The sequence below is a fragment of the Streptomyces griseofuscus genome, assembly GCF_014673495.1.
Lineage (GTDB): Bacteria > Actinomycetota > Actinomycetes > Streptomycetales > Streptomycetaceae > Streptomyces > Streptomyces murinus.
In genome coordinates, this window is record NZ_CP051006.1 from 1,429,636 (window position 1) to 1,447,809 (window position 18,174).

14 protein-coding genes are annotated in these 18,174 nt (G+C 72.5%); 4 read left to right on the forward strand and 10 right to left on the reverse strand.

Going from position 1 to position 18,174, the window contains the following annotated elements:
• Positions 1-6: 6 nt before the first annotated feature.
• From HEP81_RS06305 to HEP81_RS06350, 10 genes are all read right to left on the reverse strand, one after another.
• Positions 7-858, reverse strand: a complete 852-nt coding sequence (locus HEP81_RS06305; protein ID WP_051850125.1) for a class I SAM-dependent methyltransferase — start codon at positions 856-858, stop codon at positions 7-9.
• Between the two features lie 197 nt (positions 859-1,055).
• Positions 1,056-2,339: an MFS transporter gene (locus HEP81_RS06310; protein ID WP_037654893.1), complete on the reverse strand. Its 1,284-nt coding sequence runs from the start codon at positions 2,337-2,339 to the stop codon at positions 1,056-1,058.
• 45 nt (positions 2,340-2,384) lie between these two features.
• Positions 2,385-3,383 (reverse strand): class I SAM-dependent methyltransferase, encoded by a 999-nt coding sequence (locus HEP81_RS06315; RefSeq protein ID WP_037654890.1) that lies wholly within the window; start codon positions 3,381-3,383, stop codon positions 2,385-2,387.
• The gene (locus tag HEP81_RS06320; protein WP_037654887.1) at positions 3,380-4,399 is read right to left on the reverse strand and encodes a GNAT family N-acetyltransferase; all 1,020 of its coding nucleotides are present in this window, start codon (positions 4,397-4,399) and stop codon (positions 3,380-3,382) included. The genes HEP81_RS06315 and HEP81_RS06320 overlap by 4 nt, the downstream gene beginning before the upstream one ends.
• 6 nt (positions 4,400-4,405) lie before the next feature.
• Entirely contained in the window at positions 4,406-5,236 is an 831-nt protein-coding gene (locus tag HEP81_RS06325) for an isocitrate lyase/PEP mutase family protein (protein ID WP_037654885.1), read from the reverse strand.
• A gap of 60 nt (positions 5,237-5,296) precedes the next feature.
• Positions 5,297-6,415, reverse strand: coding sequence for a phosphonopyruvate decarboxylase (aepY, locus tag HEP81_RS06330; protein WP_078967326.1), 1,119 nt, complete (start codon positions 6,413-6,415; stop codon positions 5,297-5,299).
• Positions 6,412-7,455, reverse strand: coding sequence for an aminotransferase class I/II-fold pyridoxal phosphate-dependent enzyme (locus HEP81_RS06335; RefSeq protein ID WP_037654883.1), 1,044 nt, complete (start codon positions 7,453-7,455; stop codon positions 6,412-6,414). Before HEP81_RS06335 ends, aepY begins: the two co-directional genes overlap by 4 nt.
• Positions 7,452-8,768: a nucleotidyltransferase family protein gene (locus HEP81_RS06340; RefSeq protein ID WP_078967325.1), complete on the reverse strand. Its 1,317-nt coding sequence runs from the start codon at positions 8,766-8,768 to the stop codon at positions 7,452-7,454. The genes HEP81_RS06335 and HEP81_RS06340 overlap by 4 nt, the downstream gene beginning before the upstream one ends.
• Positions 8,728-9,684: a nucleoside-diphosphate kinase gene (locus HEP81_RS06345; protein WP_157854421.1), complete on the reverse strand. Its 957-nt coding sequence runs from the start codon at positions 9,682-9,684 to the stop codon at positions 8,728-8,730. The genes HEP81_RS06340 and HEP81_RS06345 overlap by 41 nt, the downstream gene beginning before the upstream one ends.
• A gap of 34 nt (positions 9,685-9,718) precedes the next feature.
• Positions 9,719-10,606, reverse strand: coding sequence for a GNAT family N-acetyltransferase (locus tag HEP81_RS06350; protein ID WP_037654878.1), 888 nt, complete (start codon positions 10,604-10,606; stop codon positions 9,719-9,721).
• 593 nt (positions 10,607-11,199) lie between these two features.
• Between HEP81_RS06350 and HEP81_RS06355 the strand changes: the two genes are divergently transcribed.
• The 4 genes from HEP81_RS06355 (at position 11,200) to HEP81_RS06370 (ending at position 18,174) form a co-directional block, all read left to right on the forward strand.
• Entirely contained in the window at positions 11,200-14,643 is a 3,444-nt protein-coding gene (locus HEP81_RS06355) for a non-ribosomal peptide synthetase (protein ID WP_063755222.1), read from the forward strand.
• A gap of 103 nt (positions 14,644-14,746) precedes the next feature.
• Positions 14,747-15,580, forward strand: coding sequence for an alpha/beta fold hydrolase (locus HEP81_RS06360; RefSeq protein ID WP_051850123.1), 834 nt, complete (start codon positions 14,747-14,749; stop codon positions 15,578-15,580).
• A complete protein-coding gene (locus HEP81_RS06365) occupies positions 15,561-16,094 on the forward strand; it encodes a hypothetical protein (RefSeq protein WP_037654876.1) in 534 nt (177 codons plus the stop codon). Before HEP81_RS06360 ends, HEP81_RS06365 begins: the two co-directional genes overlap by 20 nt.
• Positions 16,095-16,122: 28 nt before the next feature.
• A complete protein-coding gene (locus HEP81_RS06370) occupies positions 16,123-18,174 on the forward strand; it encodes a S9 family peptidase (protein WP_037654873.1) in 2,052 nt (683 codons plus the stop codon).

The following is an 18,174-nucleotide window of genomic DNA, read 5'->3' on the forward strand; positions in this document are numbered from 1 at the left end:
GCTGGCTCAGCCGCGGGCGGCGGTCAGCGCGCCGGTCAGCGGGGTGGAAGGCAGGGCCACGGACTCGCTGTAGCCGGCGGCGCGGATCTCCACCAGGAGGTCCTCCTGGGTCAGGGAGCTGCCGCCGTTGACCGCGGTGACCAGGTCGGACATCGCGTTGACGATGGGGAGTTCGGAGTCGGCGGCGAAGGTGGTGGCGATCACCCAGCCGCCGGGCCGCAGCACCCGGCGCACCGCTTCGAGGGCCTTGGGGATCGCGTCGGGGGACATGAAGCTCAGCGGCAGCCAGGCCAGGTCGTAGATGGCGTCGTCGGCGAGGTCGGTGACATCGCCGTGGCGCAGCTCGACCCGGTCGGCGCAGCCCGCCTCGTCGATGACGGTGCGGGCGAGGCCGAGGACCCGTTCCATGCGGTCCACGCCGACGACCCGGGCGCGCGGCCAGCGTTCGGCGATACGGGCGGCGAGCTGGCCGGTGCCCACGCCGACGTCGAGGAAGGCGGCGTCCGTCCGCTCGGCGATGCCGGTGAGGCCGAGGACGGGCGCGGCCTCGTCCACGATCCAGTCGGCGACCTGGCGTGAGCCGCGTCCTTGGGCGAGCAGCACCTCGTCGGGCATGTCGCCCCAGCCTTTGGTGGGGCCCTCGGCGAAGGCCGCGGCCTGGGCGAGCTGGCTGGTCAGGGCGGCGGCGAATTCCGGATCGTGGTGGCCGACGGGCAGCCCGGACAGGGTGAGCGCCCTTTCCACCGCGGCGCGCTGCTGCGGGCTGAGGTCGTCGCGGCCCTGTGCGGCGTAGGCGGCGACGGCCCAGGCCGCGTCGACCAGTCTGCTGAGTTCGAACTGCATCTGTGCGCCGAGCATGATGCTGCCTCCTTGGGCGTCAAACCGAGTCGGGGCGAGCGGGGCCGGGCCGGGCGGCCGGGGGCGGCCTGGCGGGGCCGGGCCTGCGGGGTCCTGGCCGGGGCGGGCCTGGCAGGGGCGGCCGGGGCGGGGTCTGGCAGGGTCGGCCGGATCGCGCCGGGCCCGGCTTGGTCTGGCCGGGCCCGGCGCGGGCCGTGTCAGACGGTGGTTCCGGCCGGCTCGTTCTCCACGGCCGCGGGCCGGGAGGAGAAGGTCGTGCCGCCGCGCACCAGCAGCGGCAGCGGGGCCGCGATCAGCACGATGAAGGCGCTGACGATGAGCATGTCGCGCGTGCCGATGCTGGCGGCGACCAGGCCGGCCGCCGCGTAGCCGAGCGGCATCAGGCCCTGGCTGCCCAGCCAGTCAAGGGCCATCACCCGGCCGAGGACCCGGTCGGGGACGTCCTGCTGGAGGGCGGTCATCCACAGGATGGAGAAGACGGTGACGCCGACGCCGGCGATCGCCCAGCAGATGAGGACGCCGACCAGCGGCAGCACGGCGAGCGAGCCGACCGAGCCGAAGATGGTGAAGAGGCCGCAGCAGGCGACGGTGCCCGGGCGGCTGGTGCGGATCTTGCCGCCGACGATCGAGCCGATGATCGAGCCGACGCCGAGGGCGGCGAACGCACCGCCGTAGGCGGCGGATCCGCCGAGGCTCTTCTCGGCGACGATCGGGGCGGCGAGGAAGGCGGGGGCCACGCAGAAGGTCATGACGACGGTCGCCATGCCGATGGAGGCGCCCACCCAGGGGCGGGAGCGGATCTCCCGGATGCCCTCGTTGAAGTCGCGCAGACCGCGCCGGATGATGCCGCCGGGCTCCTCCTCGTCGGGGGACTCGTCACGCGCGTTGGCCGCGTCGGTCTCCTTGATGAACACGAGGGTGGCGAGGCTGGCGGCGAAGGTGCCGACATCGATCCACAGCGCGGGCCCGGGGCCCACTCCGGCGATCACGAGGCCCGCCAGGGTCGGTCCGGCCACCATGGAGACGTACTGGGACAGGGCGCTGAGCGCGTTGCCGCCCTGGAGCGCCTCCTCCGGCAGCAGCCGCGGGGGTACGGCGCTGTAGGCGGGCAGGAACAGGCCCTCGGCGATGCCGATGGCGATCACGAGGACCATGAAGACGGCCGTGTTCAGGTGGACCGGGGCGATCGCGATGGCGGCGACGCCGACGGCGCGTACGACGTCCGCGCCGATCATCACCCGGGTGCGCCGCCAGCGGTCGCCGATGGAGGCCGCGAGCACGGTGCCCACGGCCAGCGCGATGCCCTGCACCGCGAGAACCACGCCGAGGCCGGTGGCGCCGGAGTGTCTGTCCAGGACGACCATCGCGAGGATGATCGGGAACATGGCGTTGCCGATGGAACTCAGGGACTGCCCGGTCCACAGGAAGGCGAAGTCCCGGTGTTTGAGCGGCAGGAACATGCTGGGCTTGGGATCCGTCATGTACTCGATCTCTCAGGGGGTCGGTTCGTCGGAGCGGTGGTGGGGTCAGCTGGGTCGTACGGCGGTGAGGCAGGTGAAGTGCGGTGGGGCGCTGGGGAGTTCGACCGTCCGCATGCCGGTGAGGCCGGCCTCGGTGAGCCAGTCCGCCACCTCCGCCCGGGAGTACATGGCACCGCTGCTCGTGCGGGCGGCCAGGAACAGCGCGTACTGGGCGCGCACGGGGTTCGTCTCGTACGGCCCGGAGCCGAGGATGTCGATGACGGCGAGGGTTCCGCCGGGCTTGACGGCGGCGGCCGCGCGGTGCACCAGGCGCTCGGCGTCCCCTGCGGTCTCCAGGTGCAGGATGTTGCCGAGGATCACCAGGTCATGTGCGGCGGCGGGCAGTTCGACGTCGAAGTAGCTGCCCTCCAGCGTGGTGACGCGGCTCTCGACGCCGGCCTCGGCCGCGTTGTGCCGCAGTCCTTCGAGGACCGGCGGCAGGTCCACGGCGGTGACCCGGGCCTTCGGCATCCGGGTGGCGACGGCGAGGCTCCACACGCCGGAGCCGGCGCCGAGGTCGAGCACCGAGCGGGCGCCGTCGCCCATGCCGTACGGCTCCCCCTCCAGCGCCTCGGCCAGTTCGGCGGCCGCGCCCGGGTACATGTGTCCAAGGCCCTGGGCGACCTGGGCGTAGTGGCGCCCCCGCTCCTCCAGGGTGCCGTCCATGGACAGCAACGGCTTGCCGGACAGGAGCAGTTCAGGCAGGTGGTCGAAGAGGTTCAGATGGAGTTCGACGCCGCCGGGGGCGTCGCGGGCGCGTTCGGCCAGTTCGGGGGAGGCCTGGTAACGGCCGTCGGTGTGGACGGCGGCGCCGCTGTGCACGAGGACGTTGAGGGTGAGGCGGGTGGCGAGCGGGTCGAGCTTGAGGTCGGTGGCGAACTCCTCGGCGGTGGCGGCCCGTTCGAGCAGGGCCGCGAGGAGACCGGCGCGTTGGGCGCCGAGGACCGCGAGCACGGGTATGCCCTGGTCGAAGACCTCGGCGAGCGCGGTGGCCGGCTTGGTCATGAGAATTCCCTTCGATCTTCCGAGTCGCACATCCAGGAGACGAGCTCGACGGGTTCGGCCCCGAAGCGCTGCTTCCACGCCGGGTTGGTCCGGCCCAGCTCGATGACCTCGCAGCCCTGGGACACCGCGTAGTCGACGGAGAGGTCCAGCAGCACGAGGTAGGGGCTGAAGGTGCCGCGTACCTCGCTCTCCACGCCGATGGCCCAGTTGTGCAGGGTCCGGCCGTCCAGGAAGGACACCGAGGCGGCGACCACGTGCCCGGCCTCCTCCAGGGTGAAGACGCACGCGGGCGCGCCCACGTTGGTCAACAGATCGGCCAACGGGCCCTGTTCGTAGTAGCCGGGGTTGTAGCGGTCGGCGGTCAGCTTCAGGAGCCGGCACGCGTCCCGGACGATCCGCTCGGGCAGCGGGTCGCGGTAGACATGTCCGGTGATCCCGGCCCTGGCCGCCAGGCGCAGCTGCCGGCGCGCGTCCTGCCGTACCCGGGCGGGCAGGCGTTCGAGGTGTTCGGCGAAGCTGCCTACCGCCGTCAGGGGCATGCGGAAGCGGTGGTTGCGCGGCACCCGGCGGGCCCTGCTCTCCAGGAGCGGGGTGAGCGGGGAGTCCAGTGCCATGTTGATGAATCCGAACTCGGCCGCGCCCCACGCGCGGGCCTGTGCCCGCATCGCTTCCCACAGGGGCTCGACCAGCTCCTTCTCCGCGTGCCGCAGGGGCAGCCGGGTGTCGTAGCAGTGCCAGAAGTGGCTGACCGCCCAGGGCGGGCCCGCCACGTTCCGCGTCCCGAACGGGTCCCGCGCGGGCACCAGGTACAGCGGCATGACCGCGGCCGGGTCGTCGCCGGAGCCGACGGTCAAGTACCGGTGGTCCAGGGTGGGTTGCAGGGGGTTCGCGGCGTACGAGGTGAGCAGTGCGGACCGGTAGAAGACCGGTGCGCCCGCGGCGGCGACCACGGCGTCCCAGCCGCGCGGGTCCGGGATCCGGGTGTGGGAGGAGATCCGTATGCCTGTGGCCGGCATCGGAGGCTAGCCCACTCGCTCGTCGGTCATGCGCAGCACCTGCTCCACCGGGGCGATGTCCCCTTCGACGGCGGAGAGCAGGCACTCGCTGCGCAGGGTGCCGAGCATGGTGGGGAGGGTCGCGAGCATGCGGCGCACGACGACGTTGGCGAAGAGCACGGTGGTCGCGCCGTACTCGGCGAACGTCTCCAGCGGCACCTCGGGCAGCGAGGTGGGCGCGAGGGTGATCGGCAGCAGTCCGCGGACCTGTTCGAGGACGGGGAAGAGCTGGTCCTTGCACTTCTTGTTGACCTGTACGAACAGCCCGTCCACGCCGGTCTCGGCGTAGCGGCGCAGCCGGCGGACCGCCTCGTCGACGCCGAGGCCGGCCACGAGCGCCTCGCAGCGGGCGACGATGCGCAGGTCCTTGCGCTCGGCGGTCACCCGCTCCAGGCGGCGGGCGAACTCCTCGGTGTCCATGAGGTCGCGGGACTCGTCGGCGGCGAGCGAGTTGCGCTTGGGGAAGACGTTGTCCTCGATGACGACGGTGTGGGCGCCCGCGTCCTCGAAAGCGCGGATCGCACGGGCGGCGGTCAGATCGCTGCCGTAGCCGTTGTCGGCGTCGACGAAGATCGGCAGGGTGGTGGCCGCGCGGACCTCGCGGATGACGGAGGTCATCTCGGTGGGGGTGAGCAGGTTCCGGTCGGGTATCGCGAAGCGCGAACAGACCTCCAGGCTGCCGAGCCACAGCAGGTCGAAGCCGGCGCTCTGCACCATCCGCGCGGTGAGCGCGTCATGGACGCCGACGCCGATGGCGGTGGCGGGGGTCGGCCTCAGGGCGGTGTTGTGCACGGTCATGGTCTCAAGTCCTTCGGGTGGGGTGTCCGGTGGTGCCGTAGTGGGGTGGGGTACGGGCGCTCAGCCGGCGGCTTCGGTCATGAAGCGGGCGCGGATCGCGTCGGGTTCCAGGCTGGCCGTCGCCCGTGGGGGCGCGGCGCCCGCGCCGGCGGTCGTCTCGATGACGAGCAGGGCGGGTCCGGGCTGTGAACCGACGTGTTCCAGCACGGGTTTGAGGTCGCTGAGGGAGGTGACGCGGCCGCCCCAGCGGTAGCCGCTCGCGCGGGCGACGTCCTCGAAGCGGGTGCGGGCGCCGGCGGTGGGCTGGCCGCCGGTCGATTCGTACTGCTGGTTGTCCAGGACGACATGGACGAGGTTGCCGGGGTGCTGGGCGCCGACGGTGCCGAGGGCGCCCATGTGCATCAGGCAGGCGCCGTCGCCGTCGAGCACGAACACCCTGCGGTCGGTGCGGGACAGTGCGAGGCCCAGGCCGAGGGAGAGCGCGTGGCCCATGGAGCCCTGCATGTAGAAGTTGCCGGGCCGGTCGGCTCCGGCGAACAGCCAGCGGGAGGTGAACCCCGTGGTGGAGACGACCAGTTCGTCGCGGAGCAGTGCGCCGAGCGCGGCCACCACGTCCTCGGTGCCCGGCCGCTGGGAGGTCTCGGGGAGCTGCTCGGCGGGGGCCGGCTTCGCCATCACGCCGCGCGGGACGACGAGGGCGGCGGTGCGTCCGGAGCGGACCGCGTGGAGGGCGGCGTCGAGGGTCGTACCCAACTCGTCGGGGTCCGGTGAGAGTTGCCAGTTCGGCACCCGGAGCGCGTCGAGGAGCGGGACGGTGGCGGCGCCCATGAGCCGGTGCTGGGGCTCGTCGGACGGCCCGTCCGGGTCGCCGCGGTGGCTGACGAACATCAGGACACCGATGTCGTACGGCGCGGACAGCGAGGTGAGGGGGTTGACCAGGTTGCCGAGGCCGGAGTTCTGGAGCAGTACGGCGCCGGGGGCGCCGGCGAGGGAGAAGCCGCAGGCGGTGGCGAAGGCGGCGCCCTCGTTGGCGCAGGCCACATAGCGGCCGTCCTGCTGGAGCAGGGGGATCAGAGCGGCGAAGTAGGAGCAGGGGACGCCCGCGAACCGGTCGACGCCCCGGTCGCGCAGCGCCCGGTCGAGGAGGTCCGCGGGCAGTGCCGGTGTGGTGTTCGTCATGTGTGTCCCTGACATCGGAGCCGGAGTGCGGTGCGGGGCGAGCGGGCCACCGCGTCGGCGAAGCGTACGGCCTCTGCGGCGCCGACCCCGAAGAACGTGGCGCGCAGGGCGGGCCCTTCGGCGTCGAAGTGGCGGGCGGCCACGGCTTTGAACCCCTCCTCGTGGAGCGCGGCGAGCGCGGGCTCCTCCAGCTGCTCGGCGGTCGGGGCGGGGGCCTCGCCGGCGATCGGGTCCAGCGGGATCAGCGCGTTGGGTCCGTCGAAGGCGGGAAACTCGATGCCGTGTGCCGAGGCCAGCCGTTCCCTGAACGCGTCCTTTGCGGCGTCCACTTGGGCCAGCAGTCCGTCCCGGAGCAGGTCGAGTCCGCCGTCCCGGAGGAACAGTCCCCAGGCCCGCTGCCAGACCGGTGAGGGCGGGGTGCCCAGCAGTTCCGGGAAGGCCTCCTCGAAGCAGCCGGGTCCGGCCATCCAGCCGAGGCGGGCGCCGACGCCCCGCAGCTTGTGCAGGGTGCCGACGCTGTCGGCTCCGGCGGGGGTGCCGGCCTGCCCGCAGAACCAGGCGTACGTCTCGTTGACCACGACGCGGTGGCCCTCGGCGGCCAACTCGGCGATACGGGCACGCTCCTGGCCGGTCAGCGTGCGGCCGTCCGGGTTGCGGCCGGGCGAGGTGAACCACAGCAGGGTGTCCCAGGGTTCGCCGCCGAAGGCGCCCTTGAGCAGCTCGTCCCAGGAGGCCCGGGTCACCTGGGCGCCGGCGCCCGCGAGGACGGGGACGACTCCCGGATAGGTGGGCCGTTCCAGCACCACGTGCCCGAAGCGCCGCGCGTAGGTGAGGGCGGCCGCCCGCAGGCTGGCGGTGATCGTCAACTGCTCCACCGGCAGACCGAGTTGGGTGGCCAGCACCTCCCGCAGGACCTCGTCGCCCTGCGGGGCGGGTACGGTCCACAGGTCGGCCTGCCGGGCCGCTCGGCCGACCCGGTCGGCCCACAGCCGGGTGGCCTCGTCCGGCCAGGGGGCGGGGGATCCGCTGAGGTCGATCACGCCGGCCCTGCCGTGAGACGGCGGGCGAGCGCGAGGCTGTCCCGGCTGATCTCCCCCCAGACGGTGGGGACGAAAACGTCCCGGCCGTACCGGACGGCCCAGGCGTTGGCGCCGCCGAACAGGGTCATTCCCGCCGCGAGTTCGATGCTCGTGACCTCCGCGGGCGTGCCGTCGGCCGCCGTCTCGGCCAGCGTCTCCCACACCTCGCGCGGCACCAGCCGCCAGCAGCGGTCCCGTCCCGGATCGCCGGGGGCGGCGGCGCCGTCCGGGTCCGCGACGCGTGGGCTCAGGTCGGCGGAGAAGTAGTGGCGCGCGGAGTCGGCGAGGGCGGTGGCGGCCGTCTCGTCGGCGCCGCGGGCGCGCTCGTCCTCATGGGCCAGGGCGGCGAACGCCTCGGCCCGCGCCTCGGGCCCCGGCGGGGTCAGCTCCAGTGCGGTCTCCTCCCCGAGGTCCGGGGGCAGTACGGCGGTGCTCTCCGGGTAGGCCTGGCGGACCGCGTTGACGACGCGGGCGAGGGCACCCTGGGCGCTGACCGATCGGCACAGCTCGCTCACCGACACCCAGTCCGGGGTGGTGTCGCTGACCAGGGCGTGCAGGTCGTTGACGTCCTTGACGGACAGCATCTGGTCGCACAGGGCGTGTGCGGCGGTGATCGCGATGGAGGTCTCGACGCCGGGTACGGTGGCCGGCCGCCCGAGCGCGGTACCGGTGCGCCAGCCGACCAGCGGCAGCAGTCCGGCGTGGCCCACCGAGAAGGCGCCGATGTGCAGGTCGACACGGGCGTACGGGTTCTTGTTGTCGGGGTAGACGAGGGAGACCTGGCCGTACACGGCACCGTTGTCATGCCACTTGAGCCAGGGCATCTCGTCGGTGTCGTACACCCAGTCGCGCTCGCGCAGCCAGTCGACCAGCGGCCGGGCGGCGGACCACTGCGGGAACTGGACGTCCACGTCGCCGAGATGGCGCAGTTCGGGCCTGGGGTAGACCGACTGGGCGCACAGTCCCTTGATGATGCGGCCGCCGAACTCCTGGACGGCGTCGACGACTTCGCGCATCTTCGGGGCGGCGTCGGCCTGCCAGGCGTCGTCCTGGCGGACCTCCTCGGCGAGGAGTTCGTACAGCCGGTTCCTCCAGGGGGAGTCGGTGTGGCCGTCGAGGGCGGCGTGTGCGAGGCGGGTGACCTTCGAGCGGGAGAGGATCGCGTACAGATCCTCGGGGGTGATCTCGCCGTCCAGCGTGTTCAGCGCGGCGGCGACGGTCGAGGACGGCGGCTCAGTCCGTCCCAAGGTCATGATCGCGGTCTGCGTGTCCATGCGCGCCTTTCGTGGTGAGGACGGGCTCGAAGTACTGCGAGGTGGTCAGGACCGCGGTCTCCCAGGAGTCGCACGCGCAGCCGTGCCGCCGGAGCACGAGGTCCACCTCGGACAGGTCCCAGGGGGCCGCGCTCGGGTCGAAGGGGTGCGCGAGGACGGCCAGCAGCGGGTGCCCGGCGGCCTCGGGGCGGACCAGGTCGGCGAGGCGGCGGCCGGCGTCCGGGCGGGCGAGTTCACCGCGGGCGGTCAACCGCTCCGCGAGGGCCCGGCCTTCGTCGCCGAGTTCGGTCCACAGCGCGGATACGATACGGCCGCGCAGCGCGCCGAGGACGGCGACATGGTCGCGGGACTCCTTCGGCTGGGTCCGGGCGAGCACCGAGAGGTATCCGTCGAGGGTCGCGCCGTCATGGAATGCCGCGAGTGGTTCGGGGCCGAGTATCGCGGCCGATTCCCGGGCGGCGTTGGCGGGACTGTCCGACAGATGGAGCAGGCTCAGAATGGCGTTCACCGAGCCGACCTCGTGCCGGATCGAGCCGGGGCGTGTTCTCGGCGGCGTGCCGCCTTTGATTTCGTGGAGAACGGCGTACCGTTCCGCCGCGCTGCGGGACACTTCGTCGCGCAGCCGCAGGGCGATCGACGGTCCGAGTGAGAAGAGGGCGTCGAGGGCCCGATAGCGGAAAGTACTCCCGGCGCCGACGTTCTGAATCTCTGCAATGGCGTCGATCTGCTGGGCGGTCACTCGCACTTCCCGCCACCCGACAGGCTTGAAGCCCGCGACCGCGAGATGGTCGAGTACGGCGCGGACTCGCTGTTCGCGCAGACTGTCCGGACTGATCAGGCAGAACGCATGAGTTTGCCAGACCGATTCATCGAAAGACTGTCCCTCGTGAATGGCCCGTTCGCCTTCGATTGTCATGGAGCCTTTCCCTGTATCTGCGAGTCAAGGATCCCTAAATGTGCCCGTCAAGGCGTAGCGCGGCGCCGTACAGCGGGGCGGCGACGCAGCCGCGGAGTTGCTTCGCCTCCCAGGAGCCGAGGCCGTAGGGAATGATCCGTACGCCCCGCTCGGGTGCCAGCTCGATGGGCTTGTAGAACAGCGTGGCGAAATAGGTGAGCCGGGAGTTCGGATCGGTGTAGTCCGCGCCGGCGAGGGTCGGCATCCAGGTTTCGCCGTCCTGGACGAAGACGCCGAAGCCCAGGGTCCTTCCCTCGCGTTCGGCCGTGACGACGGTGATCGCGTCGTCGTCGAAGCAGCACCGCAGCCGGCGGATCATCGAGGCCTCTTTGGCGGGGTCGGCGCTCCCCCCGTACTTGACGACCAGCTGGCAGCGCAGGTCGACCAGTTCCGGCTCGTCGTCCCGCAGGGTGCGGGTGGCCACCCGCACCCCGGACTCCTCAAGGGCGCGCAGCTCACGGCGTACGCGGACCCGGCGGCGCGAGGACAGGGTGCCCAGGTAGCCGTCGAAGTCGGACCAGGTGACATGGAGGTCGCAGCGGGCCGCGAACTCCACGACCGGCCAACCCGCCGTGCGCAGCGCGTTCGTGAGCGGCGCCGCCTCCGGGGCCAGGTACTCGAACGCGATGCCGCGCAGCCCCTGTTCGCCGGCCCACCGCCGCAGCCGCTCCAGCAGGACGGCGCAGGCCGTCTCGTCCTTGGCGAGCCGGCCCACCGGCAGCGCCTCGTAGTGCGGCATCAGTACCAGCAGGCAGGGATAGACGTCCTCGGGCGCGAGGTCCCGCCAGGGGTGCGGGCCCTCGGTGGCCAGGCCCTGATAGGACGAGGCTCCCGAGAATATCGAATACGGATCGATGCGGGTATTCGGTGAGGGACCTGTCATGACCGAGCCATGGAGCGCTAATTCAGGCTCACCCGACATCCCGCGCAGAAAGATGGTGACGCGTTCTCCGGGCAGCCGCTTCGGTGCGAGGCGCAGCCAACGGTCCGTCGTGGTGGCGGGGATGGGTGCGGGAGTGGCGGCGACAATGTCGTCCCAGGAACCAGGAACGCCTGGCTCCACTTCAATAGCTAACGCGGCTTTCGTCGTTTCTGGCTCGTCAAGATGCCGAACATGAGGCATGGGTAGATCCCCCGTCGCGCACAGATCCATCACAGACACCGGCCCGAATGATCGATGCAGTCAAACACACTGCCGAGAGCGAGGCAAGAGGATCATCAACAGACCAGGGCCGCGCAGAGATGTCCCGATTTCCCGTTATGTCGACTTCGCCTTGGGTGCAAGTCGCCTCGGGCTATTGACTCGGCGGTTGTTGACTCCCCGCGACGGTCCGTGATTAGCTCCCGAACCGTCTGCCACTAATCTCCTCTTACCTCTGCTGGTACGGCCTGCCCTCATGCGTGCGGCCACTCGGGATTTGTCAAAACATTTATTCCTGCCCACCTGAGCATCTGAACGCCCTAAGGAGTAGCAGGATGGCTCATCTCCTTGAGGAACTCGCGCTTTCGGTACTCCCCGGGGAGGCGGACACGGCCGCACTCACCGAACTGAGCTTTGTGCGACTGGGTGGTGACTCTCTGCGGGCGATGCACTTGGTCTCGCTCGCCGAGGAAAGGCTCGGTGTCGCCGTTCCGCTGGGGCGGCTGCTGGCGGACGAGCCGTTGCGCGCCGTCCTCGCGAAGGCGGAGACGGAGGCGGGGGCTGCGCCGGCGGCGCGGCCGAGACCCGAGGCGCACGCCCCTCTCGCCGAACCCGCCCGCGTGGAGGGGCAGTTGTCGCACGCGCAGCAGGGCATGTGGCTCACCGAGCGGGCGGTCGGCGGCTCGCCGTACAACCTGGTCTTCGTCGCCTTCACCGAGGGGCCGCTGCGACGGGACCTGCTCGCCGGGGCGGTGGCCTCGGTGGGGCGCCGGCACGAGAACCTGCGCACCCGCTTCGTGGACGTGGACGGGCGCGTCGACCGGCAGGTAGACGACGAATTCACCTTGCCACTCGAGGAGTTGGCCCACGACGCGGCAGGGAAGGGCGACTTCGAGTCCTTCGTGCGAGCGGCGGCGACCCGGGAGGGACGGGTGGTCTTCGACCTCGCCGGCGCTCCCCCGCTGCGCTTCCTGCACGCGTCCGCCGGAGACGACCGGCACGCCCTGGTGCTGATCGCCCACCATCTGCTGCTCGACGGCTGGTCGGTCGGCCTGCTGCTGCGGGAACTCTTCGACGCCTACGACCACCCGGACCGCTCGCTCACACCCGCGCCCCGGTTCCAGTGCCTGCTGGACCACCAGGAAGGGCTGTCCGGCAGCGGGGTCTGGGACCGGCAGGGCGCGTTCTGGGAGGGGCATCTCGCGGGCGTACCAGCCGTGTTGGAGCTGCCGAGCGACCTCCAGCGTCCCGCGCTCCAGGACCCGTCGGGCACCCGCACCCCCTTCGACCTGGGCACCGAGACCTCGGCCGGGATCACCGCACGCGCCCGGGAGTGCGGTGTCACCCCCTTCGCCCTCCTCCTCGGCGCCTACGCCCTCGCTCTCGGCCGTCACACCGGCGCCCGCCGGCTGCTGATCGGCGTGCCCCTGGCGGGCCGCACCACGCCCGAGCTGCGCGAACTGGTCGCGGTGACGGGCAATCTGGTGCCGGTCAGGATCGACATCGACGATGACCGGGGCATCGGCGACTATCTGCGTACGGTGCAGCGCTCCCTCGCGCTGAGCCTGGAGCACGGCTCGCTGCCCATCGACACGCTGGTCACCCGGCTGGGCATGGGCGGCAGCACCAGCCGTCATCCGCTGGTGCAGTTCTGCTTCGGCATGCACGACCAGCTGGTGCCCCGGCACCTCGCCACCCGGGAACTGTCGGTCCGGATCGAGGAACTGCACGGCGGGGGCTCGCAGTTCGACGCTACCCTGTTCGTCAGCGACAGCGATCCGTCCTTCGCGGGCAGCCTGGAGTACGCGACCGGGGCCCTGCTCCCGGAGGAGGCCGAGGCGTTCCTCGCCGACTTCGCGGAGGCCGTCGCACGGCTGGCGGGGGACCCGGCGCAGCAGATCCTCGAAGACGTACGGGCCCTGTCCGCGCCCCAACGGGCCCGGCTCGACCGGCTGAACCGGACCGAGCAGCCGTGTCCGGCGCTCACGGTCGAGGAGTTGTTCCTGGCCCAGGTCGAACGCCGGCCCTCGGCGGCGGCCGTACGCGAGGGTGAACAGACCCTCACGTACGCCGAGTTGGCCGCGGCGGCGGCAGGGCAGGCGGCGCGGCTGCACGCGGTCGGGGTGCGGCCCGGGGACACCGTGGTGATCGCCGTGGAACGGTCGGTCGCCGAGATCGTGGCCGTCCTGGGCGCCCTGTGGGCCGGGGCCGGCTACCTGGGGATGGACCCCGCCCTGCCCGCGAGCCGCGTCGACCAGATGTTTGAGCGGATCAAGCCCGCAGCCGTGGTGGCGCGCGCCGGTGCCGAGTTGGGCCGGCTGGGCGAGATCGGGCTGCCGCAGGTGGAGCCCTGGCCGGCCGACGCCGACGGGCATACCGCAGGGCCGACCGGTGAGCGGGATCCCGGGCGGGTCGCCTATCTGGCGTTCACCTCGGGCTCCACCGGAACGCCCAAGGGGGTGCGTGTGCCGCACCGGGCGGTCGCCCGGCTGGTGCACGAGGCCGCCTACCTCCGGCTCGGCCCCGGTGAGCGGATGCTCCGTCTCGCGCCGCTGGGCTTCGACGCGTCGACCCTGGAGATCTGGGGCCCGCTGCTGTCCGGCGCGGCGATCGAGATCCTGCCGGCCGGGCTGCCCGCACCGGCCGAGATCGGCGGCTTCCTGCGGCGGCGCGGGGTGACGGTGTGCTGGCTGACCTCGGGCCTGTTCCGGCTGGTGGCGGACTTCGCCCCGGACGGGTTCACCGGGGTACGGCATGTGCTGACCGGCGGGGACGTGGTGCCCGCCCGCCAGGTGGCCGCGCTGCTCGAACGCCATCCGCATCTGGTCGTCACCAACGGGTACGGCCCGACGGAGAACACCACCTTCTCCACCGTGCACACCGTCGGCCGCGCCGAGGATGTCGAGGACCCGCTGCCGATCGGCGTCCCGGTGCCCCGCTCCCGGGCGTACATCCTGGACGAGCGCGGCCGGCTGCTGCCGCCCGGTGCCGCGGGCGAACTGTATGTCGCCGGGGACGGACTGGCCCTGGACTACGCGGGCGACCCGGACGGAACCGCCGGGCGTTTCGGGCACTTCTCCGCGGACGTACCCGAACGCCTCTACCGGACGGGGGACTTGGTCCGCCTCGACGCGCGGGACCGGTTGCGGTTCCTCGGCCGGGTGGACGACCAGGTCAAGATCCGCGGTTTCCGGATCGAGCCAGGCGAGGTCGCGGCCGCGCTGCGCGAGCACCCCGGGGTACGGGACGCCGCCGTGGTGGTCGGCGACGACGGGGGCGTGAGCAAGCAACTCCTGGCCGCCTGCGTCCCCTTGGACCCGGACGCGGCCCCCTCGACCGCCGAACTCGGCGCGTTCCTCGAAGAGCGGCTCCCCGCGTACATGGTGCCGGGGCTGTGGGCGATCGTGGACGAGATCCCCGTGACCGCCAACGGGAAGACGGACCGCGCCGGGCTCGCCGGACTCGGACGGCCGGCCGCCGCCGCGCCCGCCGCCCCGGCCGAACAGGACGGACGGCGACCCGAGGTGGCCCGGTTCCTGTGCCAGGTCCTGGAGCGGGACGAGGTGGGTGACGACGACAACTTCTTCGACGTGGGCGGCAATTCGACCCGTGCGGTCCGGCTGGTCGGGCTGCTCAGAAGGGAGTTGGGGGTCGAGGTGGGGCTGCGGGACTTCCTGCGCGCGCCGACCCTGTCCGGCCTGCTGCGCACCCTCGCCCGGAACTCCGACCCGGCGGCGGGCACGGCGACCGGTCCGACACCTGGTACGGCCGCCGTGTGAGCCGCCGTGTTCGCCGCCGCGCGATCCGCGAGAACGACCCCCGCGTGACCGCGCGCCGTACCGCACCGACCCCCCACCGCCCAGCCCCAGGGAGTTCGCCGCCGTGCCACTGGCCAGGATCAACGGAACGGATCTCTCGTACGCGGTCGACGGCGACCGGGGCGCCCCGGTGCTCCATGTCGCCGGGTCCGGTCAGTCCTCGGTCGTCTGGGAGATGCAGACCGTGCCCGCGCTGCTGGCGGCCGGCTACCGTACCGTCGTCTTCGACAACCGGGGCATGCCACCCTCGGCGGTGCCCCCCGCGCCGTACACGGTGGAGGACCTGGTCGCGGACACCGTCGGCCTGATGGAACACCTCGACCTGGGCCCCTTTCATATGATCGGGTCGTCGCTCGGCGGTCTCGTCACCCAGGCGGTGGCCCTGCGCCGCCCCGACCTGGTCCGCTCCGTCACCTTCCTCCAGGGCTGCGGCGACCTCTCCCCCGCCGCCGTACCGGTCCTCGAAGCCACGGCCGAGCTGTACGCACTGGACGCCCCGCCCCCGGCCGCGCTGCGCTGGCTGGCGGCGGACGGGCTGGTCCCGCCCACGCGCTGGCACGACGCGCGCGCGGTGGCCGAGGCGCGGGAGCTGACCGCCGAGATCATCGCGGGTCCGGCCGGTGCCGGGGTGGTCGGGCAGACCGCGGCGACCCTGGAGTGGGCCGCCGAGGACCATCTGACCGAACTCGCCGAGCTGTCCGTACCGGCCCTGGTGGTCGCCTCCGAGTGGGACCGCATGTTTCCGCCGGCGCTGCTCCGGCGCGCGGTCGAGACCATCCCGGACGCGCGCTACCTGGAGATCGACGGCGCCGCGCATGTGCCGACCGGCCACTCCGCCACGATCGCCGCCGCGGTCCTGGACTTCCTGAAGGAGATCGGTGAACCCTCAGCAGACTGAGCCCGCGCCCGCACCGGGGACCGGCCCGCTCGCCCTCGCCTTCCACAAGTTCGCCCTGTTCGCCTCGATGTCCGCCCAGGCCAACCCGGGTATCGCACCCTGTGTGCTCGCGGTCGGCGAGGTGGCCGAGGCGCTCGGCGCGGCGCTCGACCGGCGCGGGATCGCCGTGCTCGGTGTGCGCGCGCAGGACGTGCTCGGCGCGGACCCGGCACGCCTCGGCGGTCATCGGCGCTTCCCCGGCGCCTATGTCGAACCGGCCTGCCCCCAGCTGGACTCGGTGCCCGCCGCCCGGCTGATCGGTGCGCTGTCCGACCTGATCGTGCCGCACGGCGCCGTCCTCCTCGCGGGTCCGGAGCGGTGCGGGGAGGTCCGGGAACTGCTCGCGTCCTGCGGTCTGCACGACAGCGACGACCCCCGGGCGGGCACCCATCTGCTGGCGCGGAAGAAGGACGTCTGCTGCCACGACCGCGACCAGCAATTCCATGACCGCAGCGCCATCTGGTGCGAAGGCTGACTTCGCGACCGCCGACGAAGGGTTCACCATGATCCGCCCCCCGCACCCGGCCCCCTACGGGACCTGGTCCTCCCCCGTCACCGAGGAGGCGGCCGCCTCGCACCCCGGCCGGGCCGAATGGCTCCGTTGTGTGGGGGACGAGGTGTGGTGGACCGAGCTGCGGCCGAGCGAGGGCGGCCGGCAGGCCCTGTTGTGCCTGCGCGACGGGCGGCAGCACGATGTGCTGCCCGCGCCCTGGAACGTCCGCAACAGCGTGCACGAGTACGGCGGCCGCCCCTGGACCGGTCAGGAGCGGGCGTCCGGGGGCCCGCTGGTCGTGTTCACGCACCACCCCGACCAGCGGCTGTACGCCTACGCCCCGGACGAGGACGGGGCGCCCCGCGCGCTGACCCCCTCGGGGGCATCCGGCGAGGGTCGTCAACTGCGCTGGTGCGCACCACGAGTCGGACCCGGCGGCGATGAGGTCTGGTGCGTGCTGGAGGAGCACACCGGCCCGCGACCGGGGGACGTCCGGCGCGTCCTGGCCGCCGTACCGCTGGACGGATCGGCCGCCGGGGATCGCGGCAGAATCAGGGAACTGACCGACGACGGGCCGCGGTTCCTCACCGGGGTGGTGCTGTCGCCGGACGGTGGGCGGGCCGCGTGGCTGTCGTGGGACCACCCCGACATGCCGTGGGACGCGACACGGTTGCACCTCGCGCGGATCGACGCCGGCGGGGGCTTGCGCGAGCGGCGGACACTGACGCTCACCTCGGAGCGCGACGAGGACGGGGGCGGCGATGGGCGCGGGGACGGCGGTGGGCGCGGGGACGGGCGCGTCGCCGCGTCCCGTGAGTCGATCGCCCAGGTCGAGTGGTACTCCCCCGACGAACTGATCGTCGCCACCGACCGCAGCGGCTGGTGGAACCTGCACCGCGTGGACGCCACCACCGGGCGCGCCAACGAACTGCACCCGGCGCGCGAGGAGTTCGCCGGGGCGCTGTGGCAGGTGGGCATGGAATGGTTCCGGGTGCTGCCCGACGGCCGGATCGCCTGTCTGCACGGGCACGGCCGGCTCGCCCTCGGCATCCTCGACCCGGCGACCGGCACGCTGACGGATGTCGAGGGCCCCTGGACCGAGTGGGCGCCGACGCTCGCGGTGCGCGGGGACCGGGTCGTCGGTGTGGCGGCGGGACCCGCCTCCGGCTACGAGATCGTGGAGACCTCGGCCCGCACCCTGGCCGCGAAGGCGCTCACCGACTCCCCCGGCGAGGCGCTCGACCCGGACTACTGCCCGCTGCCCGAGCCGCGCACCTTCGAGGGCGCCGACGGACGGGACATCCAGGCCTGTCTCTACCGTCCCCGCAACCCCCGATTCACCGGACCCGAGGGCGAGAAGACGCCGTTCGTGGTGTGGGTGCACGGCGGTCCGACCGCGCGCACACCGAAAGCCCTCGACCTCCAGATCGCGTACTTCGCCTCACGGGGCATCGGCGTCGTGGCCGTCGACCACAGCGGCTCCACCGGATACGGCCGCGCCTATCGCGAACGGCTCCGCGAGCAGTGGGGAGTCGGCGATGTCCAGGACTGCGCGGACGTCGTCTCGGCGCTCGTCGCGGAGGGCCTCGCCGACCCCGCACGGGTGGCGATCCGCGGTGGCAGCGCCGGGGGCTGGACCGCCGCCGCGTCCCTCGCCTCCCCGCTGGCCGGGGGCCGCTACGCGTGTGCGGCGATCTACTATCCGCTGCTCGACGCGGCGGCCACGGTCACGGGTGAGACGCACGACTTTGAATCGCGGTACGTGGAGGGGCTGATCGGCCGCCCGGACGAGTTGCCGGAACGCTTCGCCGAACGCTCCCCGATCCATCACGCCGAGCGTGTCACCACGCCGTTCGCGCTCTTCCACGGGGCCGAGGACCCGGTCTGCCCGGCGACCCAGTGCGACCGTTTCCTGGCCCGTATCAAGAACCCGGACCTGGTGCACACCCATCTCCTTTTCGCGGGCGAAGGACACGGATTCCGCCGCGAGGAGAACATCATCGCCGCGCTGAAAGCCGAATTGCGTCTCTACCTCGACACGTTCAGCCCTTCGGAAGGTTGA